The organism is Plantactinospora sp. ZYX-F-223 (assembly GCF_039649625.1).
GTDB lineage: Bacteria > Actinomycetota > Actinomycetes > Mycobacteriales > Micromonosporaceae > Plantactinospora.
In genome coordinates this window covers 16,369-43,013 of sequence record NZ_JBDJAV010000052.1, presented here as the reverse complement: position 1 = coordinate 43,013, position 26,645 = coordinate 16,369, and the positions used below count along the sequence as shown (strand labels likewise).

Genomic DNA, 26,645 nt, shown 5'->3' with positions numbered 1-26,645 from the left:
AGATTCCCTCCACGCTGCGCGTGGACGTGCGGCGTCTGGGTGGGTTACCGCTTCGCCGCACGGTGCCGGGACGAGTCCTGGTCTTACCCGCCGGAGCACTGGCCCGCAATCCGGTAGCCCGGCACCAACACGGCCGACGCTGCCCGACGCTGTTTCCGGCCGACGCTGCCTGGATGCTGTCCCGGCCGACGCTGCCTGGTGCGGTCCCGGGCCGGGGTCGTCGGCGCGGCCCGGCGCGGCTCAGCCCGCCACGGCGCTCGGCCCGAGCAGCGCCTTGAGGTCGGCCATCAGCGCCGTGGTGGGGGCGACCCGGAGCGGGCTGAGTCGCAGCAGGGTGGCCCGGGAGCCGTTGACGAGTTTGACGTGCACCTCGGCCGAGCCGGGATGGCTGGTCAACACCTCGCGCAGCCGTTCCACCAGCGGCGGCGTGCAGCGGGACGGCGGCAGGGCCAGTACCACCGGCTTGACCTCGTCCGCCGCGGTGATGTCGGGCATCGACAGGTCCATCGCCATCAGCCGGGGCTGATCGTCGCGCCGGTCGACCCGGCCCTTGACCACCACGATCGCGTCCTCGGCGATGTACTGCCCGACCAGCTCGTAGGTGTTCGGGAAGAAGAGCACCTCGACCGCGCCGCCGAGATCCTCCAGGGTGGCCGAGGCCCAGGCCCGGCCCTGCTTGGTGATCCGGCGCTGCACCCCCGAGAGGATGCCGGCCAGGTTGACCACCTGCCCGTCGGCGACCCCGCCCTCCTCGGCGAGCGCCGCGATGGACATGTCGGCGGCGGCGGCGAGGACGTGCTCGACGCCGAAGAGCGGATGGTCGGAGACGTAGAGGCCCAGCATCTCGCGTTCGAAGGTGAGCAGGTCGGTCTTGTCCCACTCGCCGGTCGGGATCGGCGGGGTCACCACCATGCCGCCACCGGCGCCGCCGTCACCACCGCCGCCGAACGCGTCGCCGAAGAGGTCGTACTGGCCGACCGCCTCGTTGCGCTTGAGCGCGATGAACGAGTCGATCGCGTCGGTGTGCACGGCGAGCAACCCCTTGCGGGTGTGCCCCAGCGAGTCGAACGCACCCGCCTTGATCAGCGATTCGACGGTCTTCTTGTTGCAGGCCACCGCGTCGACCTTGCGCAGATAGTCGTAGAAGTCGGTGAAATTGCCCTTCTCCTTGCGGGCCCGCCGGATCGACTCGACCACGTTCGCGCCGACGTTGCGGACGGCGGCCAGCCCGAACCGGATGTCCTGGCCGACCGCGGCGAACCGGGCGCTGGACTCGTTGACGTCCGGCGGCAGCACCTTGATGCCCATCCGCCGGCACTCGGCCAGATAGACCGCCGACTTGTCCTTGTCGTCGCCGACGGAGGTGAGCAGCGCGCTCATGTACTCCGCCGGATAGTTCGCCTTCAGGTAGGCGGTCCAGTAGGAGACCACCCCGTACGCCGCGCTGTGCGCCTTGTTGAACGCGTAGTCGGAGAACGGGACCAGGATGTCCCAGAGCGTCTTGATCGCCGCGTCGCTGTAGCCGTTGTCCTTCATGCCGGCGGCGAACGGCGCGAACTCCTTGTCGAGGATCTCCTTCTTCTTCTTGCCCATCGCCCGGCGCAGCAGGTCGGCCTTGCCGAGCGAGTAGCCGGCCACCTTCTGCGCGATCGCCATGACCTGCTCCTGGTAGACGATCAGCCCGTAGGTGTCGCCCAGGATCTCTTCCAGGGACTCGGCGAGTTCGGGGTGGATCGGCACCACCGGCTTGCGGTTGTTCTTGCGGTCGGCGTACTCGTTGTGCGCGTTCGCACCCATCGGGCCGGGCCGGTAGAGCGCGCCGACCGCGGAGATGTCCTCGAAGTTGTCCGGCGCCATCGACCGCAGCAGCGCCCGCATCGGACCGCCGTCGAACTGGAACACCCCCAGGGTGTCACCCCGGCCGAGCAGCGCGTACGTCGCCTTGTCGTCCAGCGGCAGGTCCTCCAGGACCAGGTCCTCGCCCCGGTTCTCCCGGATCGCCTCCAGCGCGTCGTCCATGATGGTCAGGTTGCGCAGGCCCAGGAAGTCCATCTTGAGCAGACCGATGGTCTCGCAGGCACCCATGTCCCACTGGGTGATGATCGAGCCGTCCTGCTCCCGCTTCTGGATCGGCAGCACGTCCACCAGCGGATCCCGGGACAGGATCACCCCGGCCGCGTGCACCCCCCACTGCCGCTTCAGCCCCTCCAGGCCCTTGGCGGTGTCGACGACCTTGCGTACCTCGCCGTCACCGTCGTAGAGCTGCCGGAACTCGGCAGCCTCCTGGTAGCGCGGGTGGCCCGGGTCGAAGATGCCGCCGAGCGGGATGTCCTTGCCCATCACCGCCGGGGGCATCGCCTTGGTGATCCGGTCACCCATCGCGAACGGATAACCGAGGACCCGGGCCGCGTCCTTGATCGCCGCCTTGGCCTTGATCGTGCCGTACGTGATGATCTGCGCGACCCGCTCCTCGCCGTACTTCTCCGTGGCGTAACGGATCATGTCGCCGCGCCTACGCTCGTCGAAGTCCATGTCGATGTCGGGCATCGACACGCGATCCGGGTTGAGGAACCGCTCGAAGAGCAGGCCGTGCGCCATCGGGTCCAGCTCGGTGATGCCGAGCGCGTACGCGATCAGCGCACCCGCCGCCGAACCACGCCCCGGCCCGACCCGGATCCCCTCCCGCTTCGCGTACGCGACCAGGTCGGCGACGACCAGGAAGTAACCCGGGAAGCCCATCTTGAGGATGACGTCGAGCTCGTACTCCGCCTGCCGGCGCCGGTCCTCCGGCACCCCGCCCGGGAACCGCCGCTCCAGCCCGCGCATCACCTCCTTGCGCAGGAAGGTCTCCTCGGTCTCCCCCGCCGGCACCGGGAACTGCGGCATCAGGTTGCGCGGCGCGAACAGCTCGGAGTAGTCGCCGATCCGCTCCGCGATCTCCAACGTGCTGTCGCAGGCCCCCGGCACCTCCGAGTCCCACAGCGCGCGCATCTCGGCCGGCGACTTCAGGTAGAAGTCCCGGGCGTCGAACTTGAACCGCTTCGGGTCGGCCAGCGTCGAGCCGGATTGCACGCAGAGCAGCACCTCGTGCGCGTCCGCGTCCTTCTCGTACGTGTAGTGCAGGTCGTTGGTGGCCACCGGCTTCAGGTTGAGCTTCTTGCCCAGCCGGAGCAGGTCCTGGCGGATCCGGGTCTCGATGTCGAGCCCGTGGTCCATCACCTCCAGGTAGTAGTTCTCCGCCCCGAAGATGTCCCGGAACTCCGCCGCCGACTCGCACGCCTTGTCGAAGTTCCCGATCCGCAGCCAGGTCTGCACCTCGCCCGACGGGCAGCCGGTGGTGGCGATGATCCCCTTGCCGTACTGGTGCAGCAGCTCCCGGTCGGCCCGCGGCTTGAAGTAGTAACCCTCCAGGCTGGCCCGGGACTGCAACCGGAACAGGTTGCGCAGCCCGTCGGCGTCCCCCGCCAGCATGGTCATGTGGGTGTACGCGCCACCGCCGGAGACGTCGTTCTCGCCACCGTCCGCCCACCGAACCCGGGTCCGCTCCCGCCGGTCGGTCCCCGGCGTCAGGTACATCTCGCTGCCGATGATCGGCTTCACCCCGGCGGCCGTGGCCTGCTTGTGGAAGTCGTACGCGCCGAAGAGGTTGCCGTGGTCGGTCATGGCCAGCGCCGGCATGCCCAGCCGGTCGGTCTCGGCGAACAACTCCTTGAGCCGGGCGGCCCCGTCGAGCATCGAATACTCGGTGTGCACATGCAGGTGCACGAACGAGTCAGACACCCAGGGCCCCCTTCCCTCACGCGGCCGCCGGCCGGCCCGCCGACGAATGGTCGACGGCGGCTGCCGGTCACCCAGCGACGCATCCCCCACACGGCACCACGCAGCGCCTGGCGAGCGCAGGCCGGACGGCACGATCCGTGCCCCGACGGCAGGGCGCGTACCCCGACGCGCGACCGCCGGCCCCCGAGCCTAGTCCCCGGGCCGCGCGGTCTCCAGGCTTGACACCCGTCCGGGCGAGCTGTCCCACATTCCGCCTCCGGGCCGGTCCTCCGACCGGTTCGTCCCGGCCGGACCGGCGACCGGACCACATCCGGACGGCACGGTGCCGGGTCAGCGGGCGAACGGCTCCAGCATCATCGACGCCGCCTGGAGCCAGGCGTCCCGGGTCTCCTGCGCCAGGTGGGCGTACTCGATCGACGAGCCGGTCTCCAGCGCCGGGTCGTACGGCACCACCGCCACCGCACGGGTCCGGGTGGCGAAGTGCCGCAACAGGTCGTCGAGCAGCGGAGACCGGCCCGGGGTCGGGCAGGAGAGCAGGGTGACCGCGTTGTCCGCCAGCTCGCTCATCCCGATGTCGTGCAGCAGGTCGAGCATCCAGTCGGCGGTGAACGCGGCGTCCTCCCGGGGCACCGTGGTGACCACCAGCTGGTCGGCGGCGCGCAGCACCGTCTGCCAGTTGGAGCTCTCCACGTTGTTGCCGGTGTCCACGCAGATCACGTCGTGGGTGCGGCGGAGCAGCTCCAGCACCCGCCGGACGGTGTGCTGGTCGAGGCGCTGGGCGAACCGGGGGCTCTCCTCGCCGGCCAGCACGTCGTACGAGCCGTCGGAGGCGTGCCGGAGATAGTCGTCGAGCCGGTCGATCAGCTGGTTGCTGGGCAGCGCCTCGATCTGGATCAGGTCGGCGACCAGGTGCCGGATCGTCCGGGCGTGCCGGGCGCTGCCGGCCCGCAGGCCGAGGGTGCCGCGCAGTTCGTTGTCGTCCCAGGCCAGCACGCCACGGCCGCGTACGCTGCCCACCGTCGCGGCGGCCAGCACCGTCGCCGTGGTCTTGTGCACCCCGCCCTTCGGGTTGGCGAAGGCGACCACCCGGGGTGAGCCGAGTTCGCGGCGGAGCACGTTGCGGGCGCGTTCCACCTCGGGGTCGGCCGACCGCGGTTGCCGGCTCGGATAGGGATCGACGCTGGCCCGGCGGGCCACCGGGGCGTACCCGACGTCCGCCGCCGGATACCCGGCGGCCGGCGGATGCGCCGGTGCCGGGCCGGGTGGCGGGGCCGTGGGCGGAGCGGCCGGCGGTGCCATGGGCGGAGCGGCCGGCGGCGCCAGCGAGGTACGCGGCGCCGGCAGCGACCGACCGGTGGCGGGGGGCGGCACCGCCCGCTGCGGCAGGGCCGGCGCGGCCCCCGGGTCGGGGCGGCGGGCCGGGGTCGGCGGGCCGGGCAGGGCCGGACGCGGCGCCGGCACCACCGGCGGCGGAGGCTGGTAGCCGCTGCCGAGCGCCGCGTAGCGGGACTCGCCCGGATAGTCCGGGCCGGCCGGCTCGGGCCGGTAGGGCTCCATCGGCTCGGGCCGGTGGCCGGGGTCGGGCCGGTAGCCGAGGTCGGGCCGGTAGCCGCCGGACGGATGGTCGGGCTCCCGCCGGTCGGCGCCCGACCGGTAGTCCGGGCCGGGCCGGACGCCCGGCTCGGCGGGATGACCCGGGCCGGGCCGGTAACCGGAGTCGGCCGGTCGCCCGGCGCCGAAGCCGGGATCGGGCCGGTAGCCGTTCTCCAGCGCGGCGTAGCGGGACTCGCTCGGATGGCCGCCCGCGGCACCGCCGTATCCGGGCGCGGGCGGATATCCGGGCGCGGCGGGGTGGCCGGGAGTGGACGTCCGCGGCTCCGCCTCCGGCCTGCCGGGATAGCCGTTGCCGGCGTGCCGGCCGGCGGCGTGGCCGCCCTCGACGGCCGGTTCGGACCCGGGTCGTTCGTCGAGAACCTGCTGCTCGTCGGTCCGGCCACCGTGCAGGGCCCGGTCGAGCAGCGCACGCCAACGCGGCGCTGATTCCGCCGGCCGGCCCCAGCCGGTCTCGGTGCCGTCCACGGCTCGCCCCTCCCAGCACCATCGGTCCCCGCCCTGACAGGCTACGAAGCAAACCCTATTCGGGCCACCTTAGGAGCGCATCCACCGCCGTCGGCGTGCCCGCCGTCGCAGACGTCCATCCTGCCGTCCACTGTCATGCTCCGCCGCTCTCCCCGGTGTTGGCCAGGTCGACCGGGGGTGCCTCGACCGGCGGCCGGTCCGACGGTATCTCGACCGGCGGTGAACCGGCCGTCGGGTTCGGCGGCGGGTCCAGGGTAGACGGCGGTTCGGTCGCACCGGGGCCGCCCGGGCCGGGGGTCACGACGACCGGCGGGGCGACGGGCGAATCGGCCGGCGGGCCGGCCGAGCTCGTCGGGACGGCCGGGTCCGGCTCACCTCCGGTGTCCGGCCCGTCGGTACCGTCACCGTCGATCACCGGCAGGCTCACGTCGGCCGGCGGACGCGCCACATCCTTCTGCTCGGGCAGCGGCGGTGTGAAGACGGTACGGTCCAGCCGCTGCACCTCCGGCGCCGGGTCCACCGCGCGGACCTCGGGTCGGGCCGCGATCCGCTCCAGTGTGGCCGGTTCGCCCCGCACCACGGCGGCGTAGACGCACGAGCACCGGGCCCGGTAGGCGGTGGCCTCCTCGTCGGCGACCCGGGCACCGCTGGAGTAGAACCGGCGCAGCTCCTGCTCCTGCGGCCCGTCGCCGGTGACCCCGGCGGCCCGCTCCTGGTAGTCCCGGGCCTCCCGGTCCTTGCGCGCCGCGACCTCCGACATCCCGGCGACCACGTCGTCGGGGAGGCGCAGGGCCGGGATGCGCACGATCTCGGTCTGGGTGCCGGGGCGCCACAGCCGGGCGAAGACCTCCGAGACACCGATCCCGGTCAGCACCGGGGTCAGCCGGTCCGGCGCCAGGTAGGCCGACATGGTCACCAAGGCGTACGTCGGCTGCGCCGGGTCGGCCGCGCCGGCCGCGACCAGCGACCGCAGTTCCCCCCGGGTCGCCTCCAGGTAGCCGGGGATGGACTCGCCCTGCACCACCCCGACCCGGGTGACCTCGCCGACGGTCTGGTCGCCGGGCGGCCGCCGATCGGCCGCCCACACGGCGGTGACCAGTACGGCCGCCGAGCAGAGCAGCGCGACCGTGGTCAGCAGCCGCAGCCGCGGCCGGCCGTGCCCGAGTCGGGTCATGCCCCGGGCCAGGGGCGGCAACAGTCGGCTGTCCAACTGTCGCAACAGGTCGCCGAGGCGCACGGACGAACTCCCTCGTCGGGTGATCCCTGCCGGTCGGTCAGTCGCGCAGGATGCGGAGTGCAACTTCCAGGTCGTCAGGGTAGTCGCTGACGAACCGGACCTGCTCGGCCGTCCGGGGGTGCGCGAAGGCCAGCTCGCGGGCGTGCAGCCACTGCCGGGTGAGCCGGAGCCGGGCCGCCAGGGTGGGATCGGCACCGTATGTCAGATCACCGACACAGGGGTGCCGCAGGGTGGAGAGGTGTACCCGGATCTGGTGCGTACGCCCGGTCTCCAGCCGTACGTCGAGCAGGCTGGCCGCCGGAAACGCCTCCAGGGTGTCGTAGTGGGTGATGCTCGGCTTGCCGCCGGCCACCACCGCCCAGCGGTAGTCGTGGGTCGGGTGCCGGTCGATCGGCGCGTCGACCGTGCCGCGCAGCGGGTCCAGGTGTCCCTGCACCACCGCGTGGTAGCGCTTCTCCACCTCGCGGGCCTTGAACGCCCGTTTCAGCAGGCTGTACGCCTGCTCGCTCTTGGCCACCACCATCACGCCGGTGGTGCCGACGTCCAGCCGGTGCACGATGCCCTGCCGCTCGGCGGCGCCGCTGGTCGCGATGGTGTGCCCGAGCGCGGCCAGCCCGCCGATCACCGTCGGCCCGGCCCACCCCGGGCTCGGATGCGCCGCCACCCCGACCGGCTTGTCGACCACCACGATGTCGTCGTCGGAGTAGACCACCCGCAGTCCGGGCACCGTCTCGGCGATGACGGTCGGCGCGGTGGGCGGCGCGGGCAGCACCACCTCCAGCCACGAGCCGGCCGAGACCCGGTCGGACTTGGGCCGGGCGGCACCGTCGACGAGGGCGTCACCGGCCTCGACCAGTGCCGCCGCCACCGTGCGGGAGAGGCCGAAGAGCCGGGACACCGCCTGGTCCAGCCGCATCCCGTCGAGTCCGTCGGGTACCGGCAGGGAGCGGCGGTCGCCAGCGGGCCGCATCGGACCCGCGTCGGAGATTGAGGTCACGACAGGTCCCGTCGCTCGGTTTCGGCCTCGGTCCGGCTCGCGGCCGGCGTGGAGGTCCGGCTGCCGTCCCGCCCGGGCCCGCTCGACGGCGTGCCTGAACCCGGATCGGTGCGCTTCGGCCGGGAGCGCAGCCGGGTGCCGTCCCGCTGCCGGCCGCCCAGTTCCAGTAGCACCGCCAGGACGACGCCGCTGACCAGGGCACTGTCCGCCAGGTTGAAGATCGGCCAGACCTGCCCGTACGGGTCGAAGAGGCTGACCATGTCGACGACGTGCCCGACGAAGGGACCGGGGGCCCGGAAGATCCGGTCGGTCAGGTTGCCGAGGGCGCCGCCGAGCACCAGACCGAGCGAGATCGCCCAGGGCAGCGAGCGCAGCCGGGCCGCCATCCAGCCGATCCAGCCGATCACCCCGGCGGTAACCAGTGGGAAGACCCAGGTGTGGTCGGAGGCGAGACTGAACGCCGCTCCGCTGTTGCGGGTCAGGGTCAGGTAGACCGCGCCGCCGAGCAGGCGTACCGGATCCCGGTCGGTGAGGGCCGCCAGGGCGAGGTGCTTCGTGCCGAGATCGGCGAGCCAGGCCAGTACGGCGGTGGCCAGCAGTACCGCGACGGCCACCCGCCGGGTCCGCCCCGGGGCGGCTCGATCCGGCCCGGACCCGGCCGCCGGGGCCTCGGCGGTCGGCCCGTCGTTGTTGGTCGTCCGCTCGTCGTCGATATTCAGCAGGAGTCCCTTTCCTCCATTCACCACCCGGTGGGGCTCACCGGCGCTCCTCCAACTGCTTGCACGAGACGCACAGCGTGGCGGAGGGGAACGCGGCGAGCCGCTCCACCGGGATCGGATTGCCGCACCGCTCGCACCAGCCGTAACTGCCCTCGTCAAGCCGCTCCAGGGCCCGCTCCACCTGGGTGATGCGTTCCAGGATGCTGTTGGCGAGGGAGATCTCCTGCTCCCGCTCGAACGTCTTGGTGCCGGTGTCGGCCTGGTCGTCCCCGGCCGAGTCGGTCAACCGGTCGCGCTGCAGCTCGGTGATCTCGCTCAGCGTCTGATCGTACTCGGCACGGAGTTCGTCCCGGCGGGCCGCCAGTGCGGCGCGGATCTTCTCGGTCTCCGCGGCGCTGCGCGACGTCTTCGGTGCCGACTTGCGGCCGGCGGTCCTGGTCTCTGCTGGCTTAGCCATCGTCGCTCCCTCGGCCGCGGACTCCGCGGCGATCGGCCGTGCCTGGACAGGAACCTCCGACGCTCCCGTGACGGTCCGGCGGGTCCTGCGCGGTGCGGTCGCTCCGGCGGGCGCGACCGGTGGGGTACTGCCGGCGACGGGGTCCACCGTCACCGGGTCCCGGGGGCGCCGGTCGCCGGTGCCGCGCGGCGGTGCGGGGCTGCCGGGCGGCATCGGGCGCGAGCGACGAACCGGACATTCCGGCTGTCTTGCCTCCGACCCTCGCCCGTCCGACCACGACGTCCCCCAATTGCAAAACGGGCGCGCGGCGGGACGCCGCGCACTCCGGAGGTTGGCAAGAATACGGAACGTACAGACGTCCGACAACATGCCGCACCGATGTTACCGATTTCAACCCGTAATAATCCGTAAACCGGGCAAAGGGAACAATAGCACTATTTGGTGCGCTCGTCGCCGTACTCCCCAAACCACCGGGCCAGCCGCCCGCGCCGGTTCACCGCCCGCAGCCGGCGCTCGACCTCGTCCCGGACCCGGGCGGTGGCCACGATCAACAGGCTGTCACCGACCTTCAGCCGGGTGTCCTGGCCGGGCACGAACCCGACGCCGTCCCGGGAGACCAGGGTGACCGAGGCACCCACCGGCAACCGCAGCTCGTCCAGGTGTACGCCGACCAGCCGGGAGCCCGGCGGGATCTCCAACTGCAACAGGTCCGCCTGCATCCGTTCCAGCGGAGCGGTCTCCACCCGCAGTTCGGTCAGCTCGGCCGGGGCGGCGATGCCCAGCCGGCGGGCCACCGGGCCGAGGGTGCCGGCCTGCACCAGCGTGAAGATCACCACCAGTACGAAGACGGTGTCGAAGAGCTGGGCGGCGCCGGACAGCCCCTCGGAGAGCGGGATCGTGGCCAGCACGATCGGCACCGCGCCGCGCAACCCGGCCCAGGACAGGAACGCCTGCTCCCGTGGACGCACCCGGAATCCGGCCACGCTGACCACCACCGACAGCGGCCGGGCCAGGAAGGTCAGTGCCAGCCCGGCGACCACGGCGGGCAGCAGCGCGTCCTGCAGCCGGCCCGGGGCGCTGAGCAGGCCGAGCAGCACGAAGAGGCCGATCTGGGCCACCCAGGCCAGCCCGTCGGCGAAGCCGAGGATCGCCTGCCGGTGCGGCAACCGCGAGTTGCCCAGCACCACCCCGGCGACGTAGACCGCGATGAACCCGGAGGCGTGCGACACGGTGGCCACCCCGTACGCGAGCACGGTGAGACCGACCGCGGCGATCGGATAGAGCCCGGAGGACGGCAGGGCGGCCCGGCGCAGCGTCCACCGCCCGAGCATCCCCACCGCGAAGCCGAGTACGGCGCCGACGGCGAGCTCGTAGCAGACCAGCAGCACCTCGTACCACCAGACGTGGCCGGCCAGCGACGAGGTGGAGAGCAGCACCACCAGCAGTACCACCGGGGCGTCGTTCATCCCCGACTCGGCCTCCAGGGTGGCCACCAGCCGGTGTGGCAGCCGCAGCCAGCGCAGCGTGGCGAAGACCGCCGCCGCGTCGGTGGAGGAGAGCACCGCGCCGTAGAGCAGCGCGAGCCGCCAGTCCAGGCCGAGCAGGACGTGCACCACCACCCCGACCACCGCGATGCTGACCACCACCCCGACGGTGGCCAGCGTGACGGAGATGCCGAGTACCGGTCGCAGCGTGCTCCACCGGGCGGTCAGGCCACCCTCGGCGATGATCACGATCAGCGCGCAGAAGCCGAGCGCCCGGGTCAGCTCGGCGTCGTCGAACCGGATGCCGAGGCCGGACTCGCCGATCGCCACCCCGATGGCGAGATAGACCAGCAGGCTCGGCACGCCGAGCCGGGTCGAGAGCCGGACCGCGCCGACCGCGACGAGCAGCACCGCCGCGCCGATCAGCAGGGCGACGTCGAGCCGATCGGTCACGGCCGCCGCGCACGGGGCCGGGCGCGCGCTGAACCCTCGTCGACCTGGACCGCTCGGCGCATCCGCCCTGCCTCGCGGTCAGGGCGGACCGCGAGCGGAGGTGGCAGAGGGTTCACCGCACGGGCCCGTCGCGGAGCTGGCGCAACCGCGCGTCGACGTCGGGATCGGCCCCGTCGACCAGGAAAAGTTTGTCCCGGCTGGCCGCGCCGGTACGCAGGCTGACCGCCGCCGGCCGCAGCCGGAGCGCCTCGGCGAGCGCTCGCCGGGCCGCCTCGGTGGCCCGGCCGTCGGCCGCCGGCGGATGTACGGCGATCACCAGCGCGGGCCCGTACGGGCCGTCGAACCGACCGCCGACCCGGGCCCGGGACGCGCCGGGCTTGACCCGGACCGCGACGGTCAGCGCTGCGGTCTCGGTCACGGCGGGCACACCGGAACTATCCGCGCTCCCGGCACGCCGGAAGCCGCCGGCGCCCCGCCGTCAGCCCCGGCGCGCATCGGTGAGCAGGGCAGTGTCCGGCTCGCAGCGCCCACACGGGGTGAAGCCGAGCTCCACCGCCTCGCTCACCGGAAGCGGTTCGCTCTCCCGACCGGACAGGTGTGGACAGTCGGCAAGGTGGTAACGCGGGCGACCGTCGACGACGTACACGTCGTCGAGCAGCGCGGCGACCAGCGCGGCGTCGGCCTCGGAGACCGGCTGGGGGGCCGGCTCGTCCGCCGGGACGTCGTCGTCCGGCTCGCCCTGCCCGACCGGACCGGCCGCGGGCCCCTCCGACGCGCCGGCCGGTTGCCGCCAGCCGGTGTCGTCGTTGTCGGCGCCGGGCCGGGTGGCCTGGGCGGGGACCGTGACCTCGACGGGCTCGGTCAGCACCGACCCGCTCTCAGGGAACGGATCGGCCCCGCCGTTGCCGCCGAGGCGGGGGTCGGTCGGTGCCATCCGGGTGCTGGTCGGTGGCCGGCGACGGCGGGGGTCGCCCGCCTCGCCGCCGCCCCGGGCGGTCAGCCCGTCGTCATCGGGCCCGTCCGTAGCGATGCCGCCCGCCGTGTCCCGCACCCCGGCCGCCTGTCGGGCGCCCACCACCAGTGCGACGGCGGCCAGCAGGCTGACCGCGATCGAGCTGATCAGCAGCCCACTCGACCCGCTGCCCAGGCCGAGCACCAGCAGCGCGACGGCGGCGAGGATGAGCACCAGACTGCCGACTATCACGGCTCACCCCCGACGCATCGGTTCCGGTTGTCGTACGGCGTTGGTCCCTGACGGGATCAGCGCCCGGTCTCGAGTGCGCCGGAGCGCCCGCTCCCGCCGTACGAGTTCGCCAGGCCGGCGGTGGCGAGGCCGGGGGTGCTGCCGCCGGACCGATTGCCGTCGGTCCGGGTCATCTCCACCTCCAGGCCCTGGCCACGCCCGTCGAGGTCGCGCAACTGGCTCTCCAGGTATGCCTTGAGCCGGGTGCGGTACTCGCGCTCGAACTGCTTGAGCTCCTCGATGTGCTTCTGCAGCGCGGTGCGCTTGGCGTCCAGGCCGCCCATGGCCTCCTGGTGCCGCTGGCGGGCGTCCCGCTCCAGCGCGTCGGCCTTGGCCCGCGCCTCGCGGGTGACCTCCTCGGCCTTGGTCCGCGCCTCGGAGAGGAGCTGGTCCGCCTCGCGGCGCGCGTCGGAGACGTGGTCGTCCGCCGTGCGCTGCGCCATCATCAGCACCCGGAGAGCCTGCTGCTCCCCGTCGCCGCCGCCGACCGCCGGGCCGCCCTGGGCCCGGACCTGCTCCAGTTCGGCCTGCATCGCCCGGGCGGCCTGCTCGGCCTGGGCCTTGTCCCGCTGCACCCGGTCGAGCTGGGCCTTGACGTCGTTGAGCTCGGCAGCCAGGCGTGGGTCGGGGCCCGGGCCGGCTGGCGCGCCGCCACGGCCACCGCGCTCCACCTGGGCGCGCAGTTCGTTGTTCTCTTCGATCAGTCGGGCGAGCTCGCGCTCGACCTCGTCCAGAAACGCGTCGACTTCCTCCTCGTCATACCCCCGCTTGCCGATAGGCGGCTTCTTGAAGGCGACGTTGTGCACGTCGGCCGGGGTCAGCGGCATCGAAACTCCTCGGGTCAGTTGCGGCCGCGCGGCACGCCGGTCACCAGGTTGTTCAACTGAAGATCAACGGCCTTAACACGAACTCCATCAGCACGAACAGGATAACCAGGAGCACAAGGGAGGCCAGGTCGATGCTCACGGTACCAATTCGCAATGGAGGGATCACACGCCTCAACGCCTTGAGAGGCGGATCAGTGACGCTCCACACCGACTCCATTCCTGCCGCCGCCCCCCGGCTCGGTTGCCAGCGACGACCGTACTGGAGGACGGCACTTAGGACAAACCGGGCCAAAAGCACCAGGAGGAAGACGTAGAGAATCAGGTAGAGGACCTGAAACAGGATGGGCAGAAACACGGCAGGCGGATCCCTCGGTCGGGCTAGCTCAGGCTGAAAAACCCACCCTCAGCGATCTTGGCCTTGTCCTCCGCGGTGACCTGGACGTTAGCCGGTGAGAGTAGGAACACCCGGTTGGTCACGCGCTCGATCGTACCGCGCAGACCGAACGCCAGACCGGCGGCGAAATCGACCAATCGGCGGGCATCGGCCTCGTCCATCTCGGTGAGGTTGATGATCACCGGAACGCCGTCCCGGAAGTGCTCGCCGATGGTGCGGCCCTCACGATACGTGGTGACGTGCAGCGTCGTGATCTGGTAGCGCTGCTCCGGCTGCTCGGCCGGCACCGGCCGCTCACGCAACTGGGCCTGCGGGGCCAACGCGAGATTGTCCCGGGTCTGGTACGTCAGCGCGCTGGACGGCTCGGCGCTGCTCGGCCGGCTGATCGACCGTACGCTGGATCGCTCCGCGCGCTCAGTCCGCTCCGGACGGTCACCGTCGGCGCGGTCGTGCTCGACGGAACGGCCGACGTTGCGCTCGGCCAGCCGGGTCCGCTCACCGGCCCGGGGCCGGGGCGGTGGAGCCTCGTCCTGCTCCTCGTCCTCGTCGGCGAACTCGTCGGCGTACCGGCTCTGCCGGTAACGCGACTCGCGGTAGCCACTCTTCTCGTAGCCACCGTCGTCGTAGGCCCGCTCGTCGTCCTCCTCGACGAGGCCGAGCCAGACCCCCGCCTTGCGCAGTGCACCCATCCCGCGCCCCTCCGTCCGCCGTGCGACACACACCCCCCGTGCCGTGCCCCTGTCACGCGCGTGAACACTGCAGTGCCCACCGGCCCGAGACGGCAACCCCCGGCACGACCGTGAAACCGGTCTCACCCCGACCCCCGCCAGTGGGGATGTCGCCTCAAACAACACTGATGTAGTTTGGTGTCCGGTTGTCAGGCTACCGCAGCGTGCTACGCATTCCGAGCAACGCGCTGCCGATCCGCACATGTGTCGCGCCGTATGCGATCGCCGCCTCCAGGTCACCGCTCATCCCGGCCGACACCGCGACCGCTCCCGGATATTCGGACCGCAGCGCGGCGGCGACCTCGGCCAACGTGGCGAAGGCGGGCTCCGGATCCGCTCCGAGCGGGGCGACCGCCATCACCCCGCCCAGGCGCAGCCGATCCGACCCGGCCACCGCCGCGGCGACCGCGTCGACCCCCCGGTCCGGGTCGTTCCCCGCGACCAGTGCACCGCCCCGGTCCGCCGCACCGTCCAGGTTGACCTGGACCAGCACGTCCAGCGGCCGCTCCCGGTGCCGCCCCGCCGCGTCGGCGAGGGCGCCGGCCAGCCGTACGCTGTCCACCGAGTGCACCAGGTCGGCGTACCGGATCACGGAGCGGGCCTTGTTGCGCTGGAGCTGCCCGACGAAGTGCCAGCGCACCCGGGCACCGGTCGCCGCCACCTCGGCCGCCTTCGGCGCGGCCTCCTGGTCGCGGTTCTCCCCCACGTCGCGTACGCCCAACTCGGCCAGGAGCGCCACGTCGGAGGCCGGATAGGTCTTGGTCACCGCGACCATGGTCACGTCGGCCGGATCCCGGCCGGCCGAGGCACAGGCGGCGTCGATCCGGGATCGTACCCGGGCCAGGTTGGCCGCGAGTTCTGCCCGGCGCGCGTCGTCCGGCGCCGGGAGGGGTGGTTCGGTCATCTGGCGGCTCAGGAACCGTTCTTGAGAAAGTCCGGCACGTCCACGTCGTCGAAGAGCACCCGACGCGGGGTCTGCGCCGGCGGCGGCGTGGGCGGCGAGACCGGCGCGACGGCCGGCGGGGTGACCTTGCGGGCCTGCTCCACCGGCTTGTACGCCGGGGCTCCGCCGTCGAAGCCCGCCGCGATCACCGTCACCCGGACCTCGTCGCCGAGCGCGTCGTCGATCACGGCACCGAAGATGATGTTCGCATCCGGGTGGGCGGCGTCGGTGACCAACTGCGCCGCGTCGTTGATCTCGAAGAGGCCGAGGTCGGAGCCGCCGGCGATGGAGAGCAGCACGCCCCGGGCACCGTCCATGCTCTGCTCCAGCAGCGGGCTGGAGATGGCCGCCTCGGCCGCCTCCACCGCCCGGTTGTCCCCCCGGGCGCTGCCGATGCCCATCAGCGCGCTGCCCGCGCCGCTCATCACGCTCTTGACGTCGGCGAAGTCCAGGTTGATCAGACCCGGCGTGGTGATCAGGTCGGTGATCCCCTGCACACCGGAGAGCAGCACCTGGTCGGCCTGCCGGAAGGCGTCCATCATGCTGATGCCACGGTCGCCGAGCGCGAGCAGCCGGTCGTTCGGGATGACGATCAGGGTGTCGCACTGGTTGCGCAACTCGTCGATGCCGGCCTCGGCCTGCACCTGCCGGCGCTTGCCCTCGAACGAGAACGGCCGGGTCACCACGCCGATGGTGAGGGCGCCCAGCTTGCGGGCGATGTTCGCCACCACGGGCGCGCCGCCGGTACCCGTACCGCCGCCCTCGCCGCAGGTCACGAAGACCATGTCGGCGCCCTTGAGCACCTCCTCGATCTCGTCGCGGTGGTCCTCGGCGGCGTTCTTGCCGACGTCCGGGTTGGCGCCGGCGCCCAGCCCCCGGGTCAGCTCCCGGCCCACGTCGAGCTTGACGTCGGCGTCACTCATCAGCAGGGCCTGGGCATCGGTGTTGATCGCGATGAACTCGACGCCCTTGAGCCCGACCTCGATCATCCGGTTCACGGCGTTGACGCCGCCGCCGCCGATGCCGACGACCTTGATGACCGCCAGGTAGTTGTGCGGAGGTGTCATCGCCGGTCCTTTCCTTCGATCTCGGCGGCCGCTACCCCGCCCGGCGATCGGGCCGGAGCGAGGCCGACAACCATTCGGTACGCGAGGCGAAGGGTAACCCTCACCCTCTACTAGAGGCTTACAGTTATGTCAACCATTGATCCTCTCGGGGCAACGTATGCGTACGCGCGGCCGAACCCAAGGACCTGCGCGGCGTGTCGGCGCGCCCGCCGACAAACGTCACCGGCGAGCCGACCGGCGGCCGGACGGCCCGATCGGTCAAGCCGGTCAGCGGATGGTCACCACGTCCGGCGTCCGGACGTCGATGGTGTCCCCCTCGCGCGCCAGCAACGACGTCGCCACCTGGGCCTTGGTGTCGCTGCGCGACGCGTCGCCCCAGAGCACCGTACGGCCGCCGCGCAGCTTAACGGTGATCCGGGCCGGGCCCTCCACCACCAGCTCGACGAGGCGGTCCCGCAACTCCGGGGTCAGGTTGGCGAGCACGGTCAACGCCCCCTTGGTAGCGGCGTCGTCGGGGCCGGGCGTGCCCAGCCGGGCCAGCGGCAGCCCGGCCGGCCGGTCCGAGCGGGTCTGGAAGACCACCCCGGCCGCGTCGACCACCAGGAACCGCCGGTTCTGCGGCACCACCGCGACCGGGGTGCGTTCCACCACCTCGACCCGCAGGGTGTTCGGCCACTGTCGGGTCACCGTCACCCGGGCCACCGGCGGCAACTCGGCGACCCGGTTCCGGACCGCGTCGAGGTCGACCCGGGCCAGCGGAACGCCGTCGGTCACCCGGGCCGCCTGGCGTACCTGGTCGTCGGTGACCAGGGTGGCGCCGACCACCCGCAGCGTGCGGAAGCCGAAGAGCGGGGTACCGTACACGATCCCGGCACCGGCCAGACTGAGCACCAGCACCCCGGCGAGCACCGTCCACGGCAGCGCCGCACGTACCCGGCGCTGCCGGGCCCGGCGGGTGAACCGGCGTACCGACGGCGGCACCGCGTCGGCCCCGGCCCGGACCAGCCGCCAGCTCCGCCCGGCAGCACGGCCCGTACCCGACCGGCCGGTCCCCGGACGGCCCGCGCCGGAGCGGGCGCCGCCGACGGCCGGACCGCCCCGGGCGGAGCGGCCGGCGGCACGTCCACCGGCTCCCCGGCCACCCTGCCCGGGTCCGCCGGAGCGACCACCCGGAGCCGGACCCGCGGACCGGCCCCGGGACGTGCCCGGGCTCATCCGGCGTCGCTGGCTGCCCCGGCACCGCGCGGGGTCGCCCCGGCCTCCTGCCCGGCCCCGCCCGCCGTCCCGGTCGGCTGGCCGGTGGCCGAGCCGCCGGCCAGCGCGTCGAGCAGTTCGTCGCCCATCAGCGAGATCGGCGGTGCGCCCATGGTCACCACCACGTCACCCCGGCGGGCCCGGCGGGCCACCTCGGCCGGCACGTCCTCCCAGGAGGGCTGGAAGACCTTCCGCCCGGCCGGCAGGTCGATCGCGTCGGTCAGCGCCGCCCCGCCCTCGCCGGGCGCCCGGACCTCGCCCGGGCCGAAGACCTCCAGCACCACCACCTCGTCGGCGATGGCGAGCGCGGTGGCCAGTTCGGCCTGGAGGTCCCGGGTCCGGTAGACCCGGTACGGCTGGAAGACGACGATCAACCGACCGTCGCCGGCCACCTCGCGCAGGGTCTTCAGCGCGGCGGTCATCGAGGTCGGGTGGTAGGCGTACTCGTCGTAGACCTGGACGCCGGCCGCCACCCCCTTGCGCTCGAACCGGCGGCGTACCCCGGGGAAGGAGGCGAGCGTCGAGGTCACGGAGTCCATCGGCAGGCCGAGCTTGCAGGCGGTGAGCACCGCCGAGGCGCTGTTCAGCCCGATGTGCGCGCCGGGCACCGGCAGCCGGACCTCGCCAAGCGACTGGCCGTGCAGGGTGGCCAGATAGCGTACGCCGCCGGCCGACGAGACCACGTCGGTCAGCCGCAGGTCGGCGTCGGCGGCCGTGCCGTAGGTGTGCACGGTCCGCCCCTCGGCGCGCAGCGTCTCGGCCATCCGCCGGGTGCCCGGGTCGTCCGCGCAGGTCACCACGAACCCCTCGGGGTCGGTCAGCCGGGCGAAGTCGGCGAACGCCTCCTCCAGGCCGGCGTAGTCGCCGTAGGTGTTGAGGTGGTCCTCGTCGATGTTGGTGATGATCGAGACGTACGGCCGGTAGAGCAGGAAGGACCGGTCGCTCTCGTCGGCCTCGGCGACGAAGTACTCCCCGCTGCCGTGGTGGGCGTTCGAGCCGACCTCGGAGATCTCGCCACCGATCACGAACGACGGGTCCTGGCCGGCGTGCTGGAGGATCAGCGTCACCATCGAGGTGGTGGTGGTCTTGCCGTGCGTACCGGCGACCGCGATGGTGCGCCGGCCGGTCATCGCGGCGGCCAGCGCCTCCGACCGGTGCAGCACCCGCAGCCCGCGCTCCCGGGCGGCGACCAGCTCCAGGTGGTCCTGCGGGATCGCGGTGGAGTAGACCACGGTGTCGACGCCGTCCAGGTTGGTCGGCGCGTGGCTCATGTGGATGGTGCCGCCCAGCGCCCGCAGCCCGGCCAGCGCCGGCCACTCCCGCAGCTCGCTGCCGGAGACCCGGAGGCCCCGGGTGAGCAGCAGCCGGGCCAGCCCGCTCATGCCGACCCCGCCGACCCCGATCAGGTGGATGCTGCCCAGGTCTTCGGCGGACAGCGTGCCGACCGGACTGAACTGCGCGGTGTTCATGACACCAGCCTTCCACTCGGAATCCGTCGGGTCACCGGCTTGCCCAGCTCGGCCGCACCCGATCTGGCGACCGCCCCGCCGCGCACGCCCGGCACGCTCACGGTGCCGCCATCCGTTCGCGACTGCGGGGCTCGCAAACCCGGCTCACTCCTCACGCTCACCGGGCTGGCTTTCGTTCGCGACTGCGGGGCTCGCAAACCCGGCTCACTCCTCACGCTCACCGGGCCACCGCCTCGTAGACGAAGTCGAGCAGCGCCTCGTCGCCGTCACGCCGGCCGTACGCGGCCGCGGCGGCGCCCATCGCGGCCAGCCGGCGCGGGTCGCGGATCAGCGGGATCACGGTGTGCTCGACCCAGGCGGCCGTCATCTCGGAGTCGTCGACCAGCAGCCCGCCGCCGGCCTCCACCACCGGCAGGGCGTTGCGCTTCTGCTCCTGGTTGCTGTGCGGGTACGGCACGTAGACAGTGGGCAGCCCGATCGCCGCCACCTCGGCGCAGGTCATCGCGCCGCCCCGGCCGAGCATCAGGTCGGCGGCCGCGTAGCCCAGCTCCATCTGGGAGAGGTACGGCAGGGTCACGTACGGCACCGGCAGGTCGTGCGGGACGTGGACCGGCTCGTTGCGGGCGCCGATCACGTGCAGCACCTGCACGCCGGCGGCGGCGAGCGACTTGGCCGCCCCGGCCACCGCCAGGTTGATCGAGCGGGCGCCCTGCGAACCGCCGGCCACGAAGAGGGTCGGCAGATCCGGGTGCAGGCCGAACTGCCGGCGTGCCGCCGCCCGGTGTGCCACCCGGTCGAGCGCGGTGATGCCGCGCCGCAGCGGCACCCCGACCACCCGGGCGTTGCGCAGCGACTCGGCCTGGGCCGGCTGGTGCGGGAAGCCGACCGCCACGTGCTTGGTGAACTTCATGCCGAGCCGGTTGGCCACCCCCGGCGGCACGTTCACCTCGTGGATCACGATCGGCAGCTCCCGCCGCCAGGCCGCCAGGTAGGCGGGCACCGAGACGTAGCCGCCGAACCCGATCACGACGTTGGCGCGTACCTCGTCGATCACCTTTCCGGCGGCCCGGGCGGCTTTCCACATCCGGTCCGGCGTACGCATCAGGTTCATGTTGACCGACCGGGGGAGCTGATAGGCCGGGATCTGCCGCAGATCGTAGCCGTGCGGCGGAATCAGGTCGTTTTCCAACCCTTTCGGGGTGCCGACGCAGGTAATCCGTACCCCCGGGTCGTGCCGGCGCAGGCAGTCGGCGAAGGCCAGCAACGGGTAAATGTGCCCACCCGTGCCTCCTCCCGCTAGCACCACCGACCGCAGCGGACCCATCAGCGTCTCCTCTCGCTCGCCGTACCGGCGCGCCCTCGCCTCGCCCGGCCACCTGCTGGCCCGGCCTCGGGCTCCCGTCGCCTCCCGGTCCCGGACCCGGATGCGGGCTCCCGGGGGGCCGGCGCGGGTAGCTTCCCACGGCGGCGCGCCGAGGGAAGCGGCGGCAACGGGGCCCAGAGTAGCCGTACCCATCGGGGCGCCGGACGGGCGTGCAGGGCCCGCGCGGCGTCCGGTTCGGCGCGGGCGAACGAGGCGAGCATGCCGATCGCGGCAAGGGTCACCACCAGGGCGCTGCCGCCGTCGGAGATGAACGGCAGCGGCAGGCCGGTGATCGGCAGCAGCCCGACCACCCCGCCGATGTTGATCACCGCCTGGCTGACCAGCCAGGCGGTCGCGGCGGTGGCGGCCAGCCGGCGGAACGGATCGGCGACCCGGCGGGCGATCCGCAACCCGGTGTACGCCAGCACCGCGAACAGGGTCAGCACCACCGCGCAGCCCACCACCCCCAGATCCTCGGCGAGGATGGCGAAGATGAAGTCGTTGTGCGCCTCGGGCAGCCAGTTCCACTTCAGGCTGCTCTTGCCCAGCCCGACACCGAACCAGCCGCCGTTGTCGATCGCGTACCGGGCCTGGAGGTATTGGTAGCAGTCGGTGAGCCCGCACTCGTCCGGCGGCGGCGGGTTGAAGAACATGGTGAGCCGGGCCAGCCGGTAGTTCCTGGCCCCCTCCTCACCGGATCCGGCGCCGATCGAGGCGGCGGCGACCAGCAGCCCAACCCCGATCAGGCCGAAGACCGAGAGGGTGGCGAAGACCCGCTTGCGGATGCCGGCCGCCCAGAGCAGCCCGACCACCACGGCGAGCAGGCAGAGCATGGTGCCCAGGTCGTTGTAGCCGACCAGCAGGAAGAGCAGGCCGACCACCGGGAAGAGCGGGGTGGTCAACTCCCGCCACCAGCCGAGCGCGGCGCCCTTGCGGGCGATCATGTCCGCACCCCAGAGCACCAGCCCGAACTTCGCCAGCTCGGAGGGCTGCACCTGGATCGGACCGATGTACAGCCAGAGCAGCCGGGCCTCCAGCGGGCCGAGGACGGCGTCCCGGTCGCCGTTGAGCTTGTCCCACAGGTGCAGCACGTCCAGCACCACCAGCAGCAACGCCGCGACGCCGAGGGTCGGCAGCCCGAGCGCCCGGAAGGTGCGGGCCGGCAGGCGCTGGCAGATCCAGAACGCCACCAGCCCGATCAGCGCGAAGAGTGCCTGCTTGGCGACCATCGCGAAGGCGTTGCCGTCGGCGGCGGACGCCCGGACGCTGGTCGCCGAGAAGACCATCGTCAGCCCGATCAGCAGCAGCAGTCCGGAGCTGGAGATGAGCAGGTAGTAGGAGGCGAGTGGCCGGGCCAGCAGCCCGCGCAGCGCGGCCAGTCCACCGCCCAGGTCAACCCCGGCCGAGGCCCGGTCAACCCCGGCCGGGGGCAGGCCGACTCCGGCCGGGGCGTCCGGTGGGCGTACCCCGGCGGGGGCACCCCGGGCGCCGCTCGGCCCGCTCTGCGGGCGTACCCCGGGAGGGCCGTCGCCGTCGGCGGAGTTCTCCGGCCGTCCGGTACCGCTGCGCGGGCGCCCGCCGCCGGTCGGCTCCGGGCGCTCGGTGACGCGGCCCGGGCGCCCGTCGCCCGCCGGGTCACGCCCGATGTCGTCCGCCGACCGCCCGCCGCCGTCGCCGGACCGGCCACCGGCGGCCGGTCGACCGCTGGCGCCGGAGCCGGCGGAGCCCGCCGGCCGTCGTGGCTGCTCCCCGGTCACCGCGCCGCCCCCTCGTCCTCCCCCATCCGCCCATCATCGACGCTGGTCCGGCCACCCTGGCGCAGGGTGGCCGGCCGGCGTGTCGGACCGGTACGGCGTGTCCCGGGCCGGGGACCGGCTCCGGTGCTCGCCGCCGGGGCGGGTTCCGGAGCTGGTCCGCTCCGGGCCGAGGTCGGGCGGCGGCGGCGAGGTCAGGTGACTGGCGAGGTCAGGTGACGGCGGCGAGGAACTCGCTGTAGAAGAGGCCCAGGGCGATCGCCACCCCGATCCCGGCGATGATCCAGAACCGGACGACGATGTTGACCTCGCTCCACCCGGCTAGCTCGAAGTGGTGCTGGAGCGGCGACATCCGGAAGACCCGTTTGCCGGTGGTCCGGAACGAGATGATCTGGATGACCACCGACATGGTGATGATCACGAAGAGCCCGCCGAGGATCGGCAGCAACAGCAGGGTCCGGGTGGACATCGCCATCCCGGCGATCAGGCCGCCCAGCCCGAGTGCCCCGGTATCGCCCATGAAGATCCGGGCCGGCGAGGTGTTCCACCAGAGGAAGCCGACACAGGCCCCGGCCGCCGCCCCGGCGATCAGCGCGATCTCCAGCGGGTCCCGGACGGTGTAGCAGTACGCGCCGCCCCGGACGTAGTCCGGGTCCGCGCACCAGTGCCGGTACTGCCAGAACGCGATCAGGGCGTACGCGGCCAGCACCATCACCGAGGCGCCGGTGGCCAGCCCGTCCAGTCCGTCGGTCAGGTTGACGCCGTTGGTCGCGGCCATCACCACGAAGATGATGATGATCACCGAGGCGACCTTGCCGACCTCCAGCGCGTCGATGTCGCGGATGAAGGAGAGCGTGGTGCTGCCGACCGTCTCGGTGTTGGTCGCCACCCCCGACGCGTCGGTCATGGTGCTCGGGAAGTAGAGGGCGATCACCCCGAAGACGGCGCCGACCAGGATCTGGCCGAGCAGCTTGCCCCGCTTGTTCAGCCCGGCGCTGTTCCGCTTGCGCACCTTGAGGAAGTCGTCGATGAACCCGACCGCGCCGGAGAAGACCATCAGCCCGAGCAGCACCAGCGCGGTGATGGTCGGCTCGACCTGGGCGATCTGCTGGTCGGGCAGGGTGGTCAGGGCGACGTGTCCGGCGACGTACGCGATCACCGTGGCGACGATGAAGACCACCCCGCCCATCGTCGGCGTGCCCTTCTTGCCCTGGTGCATCACCGGGCCCTCGGCCCGGATCGGCTGGCCGGCCTTGAGCCGGGTGAACACCTTGATGGCGATTGGCGTGGTGAAGAGCGAGATCAGGAACGCCACACCGATGGCGACGATGACCGCCCTCACGCCGCAACGCCTTCCGCCGCAGCCGACTCGACGACCACGACCGACCCGCTCACCGGGACCCGTTCCCGGGCTCGACGGCCTCGGCGCGCAGCGCGTCGGCCACCTCCCAGGTGCGGTAGCGCGAGCCCTTCACCAGGACGACGTCACCCGGCCGCAACTCGCGGCGCAGCGCCTCGACCGCCGCCGCCTGATCGCTAACCAGCACCGACTCTCCTCCCCAATTCGCCATCGCCGCCGCGCCGTCGTGGATCGGCGCGGCCGGCTCGCCGACCACGATCAGCCGGTCGACGCCCAGCTCGGCCGCGAGCCGACCGACCTGCTCGTGCCCGTCCCGTTCGAAATCGCCCAGCTCGGCCATGTAGCCGAGCACCGCGAAGGTGCGCCGCCGCTCGCCCATCCCGGCCAACGCCCGCAGCGCCGCGGACGTCGAGGCGGGGTTGGCGTTGTAGGAGTCGTCGATCACCGTCACCCCGTCGGTGCGGTCGAAGACGTCCATCCGGCGGGTCGAGGGCAGGCCGAGCCGGCCGAGCGCCTCGGCCAGCTCGGCCAGCGGCATGCCGAGCTCCCTTGCCACCGCCGCCGCGGCGAGCGAGTTGCCGACCTGGTGCCGGCCGCTGATCCCGAGCCGGACCGCCGCGCGTCCCTCCGGGGTGACCAGGGTGTACGACGCCCGCCCGCGATCGTCCAGGCCGACCTCCTCGGCCCGCACCTCGGCATCCGTGGCCTCGCCCACCAGTACCGTCCGGGCGGCGGTGCGGGCCGCCATCGCGCGTACCCGCTCGTCGTCGGCGTTGAGCACGGCGAGCCCGTCGGCCGGCAGCCCCTCGACCAGTTCGCCCTTGGCCTGGGCGATCACCTCCTGCGAGCCGAACTCGCCGATGTGCGACACACCCACGTTGAGCACCACCGCGATCCGGGGCGGCGCGATCTCGCACAGGTAGCGGACGTGCCCCAGCCCCCGGGCGCCCTTCTCCAGCACCAGGAACCGGGTCTCTGCGTCGGCCTGCAACGCCGTGTACGGGTGCCCCAGCTCGTTGTTGAACGAGCCCGGCGGCGCCACGGTGGTGCCGAGCCGGGTGGTGAGCTGGGCGACCAGGTCCTTGGTGGTGGTCTTGCCGGACGACCCGGTCAGCCCGATCACGGTCAGTTCGGGGAGCCGGTCCAGCACCGCCCGGGCCAGCCTGCCGAGCGCGGCCCGGGCGTCGGGGACCAGTACCATCGGCACCCCGTCGACCGGCCGGGAGCCGAGCACCGCGACCGCGCCGCCGGAGGCGACCGCCGCCGCCGCGAAGTCGTGCCCGTCCACCTTCTCGCCGGGGAAGGCCACGAAGAGCCCGCCGGGGCGAACCTTGCGGGAGTCGAACTCGACCGGGCCGGTGACCCGCAGCGCCGGATCGGCGGCGACCAGCCGGCCGTCGACCGCGGTGGCCACCTCGGACAGGGTCAGCGGGATCATCGGCGGCCCTCCACCAGGTTGCCGAACCGGGCGGCGAGCGCGGCGGCCAGCTCGACCCGGTCGTCGAACGGGTACGTCCGGCCGGCGATCTCCTGGCCGCGCTCGTGCCCCTTGCCGAGTACCGCGACCACGTCACCGGGCTCGGCGAGCCGGACCGCCTCGTCGATCGCGGCCCGGCGGCCGGCCACCTCCCGGACCCGGTCCGGCCCGCCGTCCCGCTCGGCCCCGCGCCGCACCTCGGCCCGGATCGCCCCCGGGTCCTCGCTGCGCGGGTTGTCGTCGGTGACCACCACCAGGTCGGCTCCGGCCGACGCGGCGGCACCCATCAGCGAACGCTTGCCGTGGTCCCGGTCGCCGCCAGAGCCGAGCACGCAGATCAGCCGGTTGCCGGCGGTGGTCAGGTCGCGCAGCGCGGTCAGCGCGGCCACCACCGCGTCCGGGGTGTGCGCGAAGTCGACCACCCCGCGCACCGGGCCGGGCGCCTCGACCAGCTCCAGCCGGCCGGGAACTCCCGGACAGGCGGCCACGCCCCGGGCCGCGACCGCCGGATCGACCCCCGCGCCGACCAGCGCGGCGATCGCCAGCAGCGCGTTCGCCACGTTGTGCCGGCCGGGCAGCGCCACCCCCGCTTCGACCGCCAGGCCGCCGGGGCCGTACGCGGTGAAGGTCTGGGTGTAGCCGGACTCGCGGATGGCGCCAGCCCGCCAGGTCGCGGCCGGGTCGCCGGCTGCCGAGTAGGTGACGGTGGCCGGCCGGCGCAGCGGCTCCAGCGCCGGGTCGTCGTGGTTGAGCACCTCGACGTCGCACCGGCCGTCGAAGAGCCGCGCCTTGGCCGCGAAGTAGTCGGCGACGTCGGCGTGGAAGTCCAGGTGGTCGTGGCCGAAGTTGGTGTAGCCGCCGACGGTGAACCGGACCCCGCCGACCCGGCCCATCGCCAGGGCGTGGCTGGAGACCTCCATCGCCACCGCCGTGACCCCGCGCTCCCGGGCCGCCGCGAGCATCGCGTGCAGGTCGGTGGCCTCCGGAGTGGTCCGGACGCTTTCCACCACCAGGTCGCCGAGCCGGCACTCCACGGTGCCGATCAGGCCGGTGACGTGCCCGGCGGCCCGCAGCCCGGACTCGATCAGGTAGGTGGTGCTGGTCTTGCCGGCGGTGCCGGTGATGCCGATGACGGTCAGCCCGGCGGTGGGGTCGCCGTAGACGGCACCGGCCAGCTCGCCGAGCACCGCACGCGGCTCCGGCACCACCAGGGCGGGCAGCCCGGCCTCGGCCGCCGCCGGGGCACCGGCCGGATCGGTGAGTACGGCCACCGCACCCGCCGCCGCGGCCGCGGCCGCGAACTCGGCGCCGTGCCGGCGGGCGCCCGGAAGCGCCGCGTAGAGGTCGCCGGGGTGGACCTCGCCGCTGGCGTGGGTCACCCCGGTGACCGCCAAATCGGTGGCGTCCGGGGGCGACTCGGCGGCGACTCGCGCGGCGAGATCGGCGAGCCGGACCGGCGTCACGGCGCGGGGACGGGGATTGCCGGGCACGGCGTCAGACCCTACCCCGTCGGGGGGTCCACCCCGCACAGCCGCCCCGGTGGTTTGCCCGCACCCACCG

The 26,645-nt window shown here is 73.1% G+C and carries 20 protein-coding genes and 1 pseudogene; all 21 read right to left on the bottom strand.

Annotated elements, in window-relative coordinates; genetic code table 11:
• Positions 1 to 240 precede the first annotated feature (240 nt).
• Complete coding sequence (gene dnaE / locus AAH979_RS35530; protein WP_346262507.1) at positions 241 to 3,780, bottom strand: DNA polymerase III subunit alpha; 3,540 nt, start codon at positions 3,778 to 3,780, stop codon at positions 241 to 243.
• A 330-nt stretch (positions 3,781 to 4,110) separates the two neighbouring features.
• A complete protein-coding gene (locus AAH979_RS35525; protein WP_346262506.1) occupies positions 4,111 to 5,859 on the bottom strand; it encodes an AAA family ATPase in 1,749 nt (582 codons plus the stop codon).
• A gap of 133 nt (positions 5,860 to 5,992) precedes the next feature.
• Positions 5,993 to 7,096, bottom strand: coding sequence for a hypothetical protein (locus tag AAH979_RS35520; RefSeq protein ID WP_346262505.1), 1,104 nt, complete (start codon positions 7,094 to 7,096; stop codon positions 5,993 to 5,995).
• A gap of 37 nt (positions 7,097 to 7,133) precedes the next feature.
• Positions 7,134 to 8,066, bottom strand: coding sequence for an RluA family pseudouridine synthase (locus tag AAH979_RS35515; RefSeq protein WP_346262533.1), 933 nt, complete (start codon positions 8,064 to 8,066; stop codon positions 7,134 to 7,136).
• A gap of 23 nt (positions 8,067 to 8,089) precedes the next feature.
• Positions 8,090 to 8,839 (bottom strand): signal peptidase II, encoded by a 750-nt coding sequence (gene lspA / locus AAH979_RS35510; protein ID WP_346262504.1) that lies wholly within the window; start codon positions 8,837 to 8,839, stop codon positions 8,090 to 8,092.
• A gap of 10 nt (positions 8,840 to 8,849) precedes the next feature.
• Positions 8,850 to 9,269, bottom strand: a complete 420-nt coding sequence (locus AAH979_RS35505) for a TraR/DksA C4-type zinc finger protein (protein WP_101367140.1) — start codon at positions 9,267 to 9,269, stop codon at positions 8,850 to 8,852.
• Between the two features lie 434 nt (positions 9,270 to 9,703).
• A complete protein-coding gene (locus AAH979_RS35500) occupies positions 9,704 to 11,206 on the bottom strand; it encodes a potassium/proton antiporter (RefSeq protein WP_346262503.1) in 1,503 nt (500 codons plus the stop codon).
• A 112-nt stretch (positions 11,207 to 11,318) separates the two neighbouring features.
• A complete protein-coding gene (locus AAH979_RS35495) occupies positions 11,319 to 11,624 on the bottom strand; it encodes a DUF167 domain-containing protein (protein ID WP_346262502.1) in 306 nt (101 codons plus the stop codon).
• 60 nt (positions 11,625 to 11,684) lie between these two features.
• Positions 11,685 to 12,410, bottom strand: a complete 726-nt coding sequence (locus AAH979_RS35490; protein WP_346262501.1) for a hypothetical protein — start codon at positions 12,408 to 12,410, stop codon at positions 11,685 to 11,687.
• A gap of 56 nt (positions 12,411 to 12,466) precedes the next feature.
• Positions 12,467 to 13,276 carry a DivIVA domain-containing protein gene (locus AAH979_RS35485; protein WP_346262500.1) on the bottom strand — a complete coding sequence of 270 codons (810 nt, stop codon included), beginning with the start codon at positions 13,274 to 13,276 and terminating at the stop codon, positions 12,467 to 12,469.
• 52 nt (positions 13,277 to 13,328) lie between these two features.
• Positions 13,329 to 13,625 (bottom strand): YggT family protein, encoded by a 297-nt coding sequence (locus AAH979_RS35480; RefSeq protein WP_318394615.1) that lies wholly within the window; start codon positions 13,623 to 13,625, stop codon positions 13,329 to 13,331.
• A gap of 29 nt (positions 13,626 to 13,654) precedes the next feature.
• Entirely contained in the window at positions 13,655 to 14,359 is a 705-nt protein-coding gene (locus AAH979_RS35475; RefSeq protein ID WP_346262499.1) for a cell division protein SepF, read from the bottom strand.
• A 193-nt stretch (positions 14,360 to 14,552) separates the two neighbouring features.
• Positions 14,553 to 15,302, bottom strand: a complete 750-nt coding sequence (locus AAH979_RS35470; RefSeq protein WP_346262498.1) for a YggS family pyridoxal phosphate-dependent enzyme — start codon at positions 15,300 to 15,302, stop codon at positions 14,553 to 14,555.
• 8 nt (positions 15,303 to 15,310) lie between these two features.
• Positions 15,311 to 16,408 (bottom strand): cell division protein FtsZ, encoded by a 1,098-nt coding sequence (ftsZ, locus tag AAH979_RS35465; protein ID WP_346262497.1) that lies wholly within the window; start codon positions 16,406 to 16,408, stop codon positions 15,311 to 15,313.
• A 267-nt stretch (positions 16,409 to 16,675) separates the two neighbouring features.
• The gene (locus AAH979_RS35460; RefSeq protein ID WP_346262496.1) at positions 16,676 to 17,623 is read right to left on the bottom strand and encodes an FtsQ-type POTRA domain-containing protein; all 948 of its coding nucleotides are present in this window, start codon (positions 17,621 to 17,623) and stop codon (positions 16,676 to 16,678) included.
• Between the two features lie 101 nt (positions 17,624 to 17,724).
• Positions 17,725 to 19,131 (bottom strand): annotated as a pseudogene (gene murC / locus AAH979_RS35455) (UDP-N-acetylmuramate--L-alanine ligase); the annotation flags it as partial.
• Positions 19,132 to 19,348: 217 nt separating this feature from the next.
• Positions 19,349 to 20,455, bottom strand: a complete 1,107-nt coding sequence (gene murG / locus AAH979_RS35450; RefSeq protein ID WP_346262495.1) for an undecaprenyldiphospho-muramoylpentapeptide beta-N-acetylglucosaminyltransferase — start codon at positions 20,453 to 20,455, stop codon at positions 19,349 to 19,351.
• Positions 20,455 to 21,927, bottom strand: a complete 1,473-nt coding sequence (locus AAH979_RS35445; RefSeq protein WP_346262532.1) for a putative peptidoglycan glycosyltransferase FtsW — start codon at positions 21,925 to 21,927, stop codon at positions 20,455 to 20,457. Before AAH979_RS35445 ends, murG begins: the two co-directional genes overlap by 1 nt.
• Before the next feature lie 532 nt (positions 21,928 to 22,459).
• Complete coding sequence (gene mraY / locus AAH979_RS35440) at positions 22,460 to 23,590, bottom strand: phospho-N-acetylmuramoyl-pentapeptide-transferase (RefSeq protein ID WP_346262494.1); 1,131 nt, start codon at positions 23,588 to 23,590, stop codon at positions 22,460 to 22,462.
• 49 nt (positions 23,591 to 23,639) lie between these two features.
• Positions 23,640 to 25,046 carry a UDP-N-acetylmuramoyl-tripeptide--D-alanyl-D-alanine ligase gene (gene murF, locus AAH979_RS35435; protein WP_346262493.1) on the bottom strand — a complete coding sequence of 469 codons (1,407 nt, stop codon included), beginning with the start codon at positions 25,044 to 25,046 and terminating at the stop codon, positions 23,640 to 23,642.
• Positions 25,043 to 26,614, bottom strand: a complete 1,572-nt coding sequence (locus tag AAH979_RS35430) for a UDP-N-acetylmuramoyl-L-alanyl-D-glutamate--2,6-diaminopimelate ligase (RefSeq protein WP_346262492.1) — start codon at positions 26,612 to 26,614, stop codon at positions 25,043 to 25,045. Before AAH979_RS35430 ends, murF begins: the two co-directional genes overlap by 4 nt.
• Between the last annotated feature and the right edge of the window lie 31 nt (positions 26,615 to 26,645).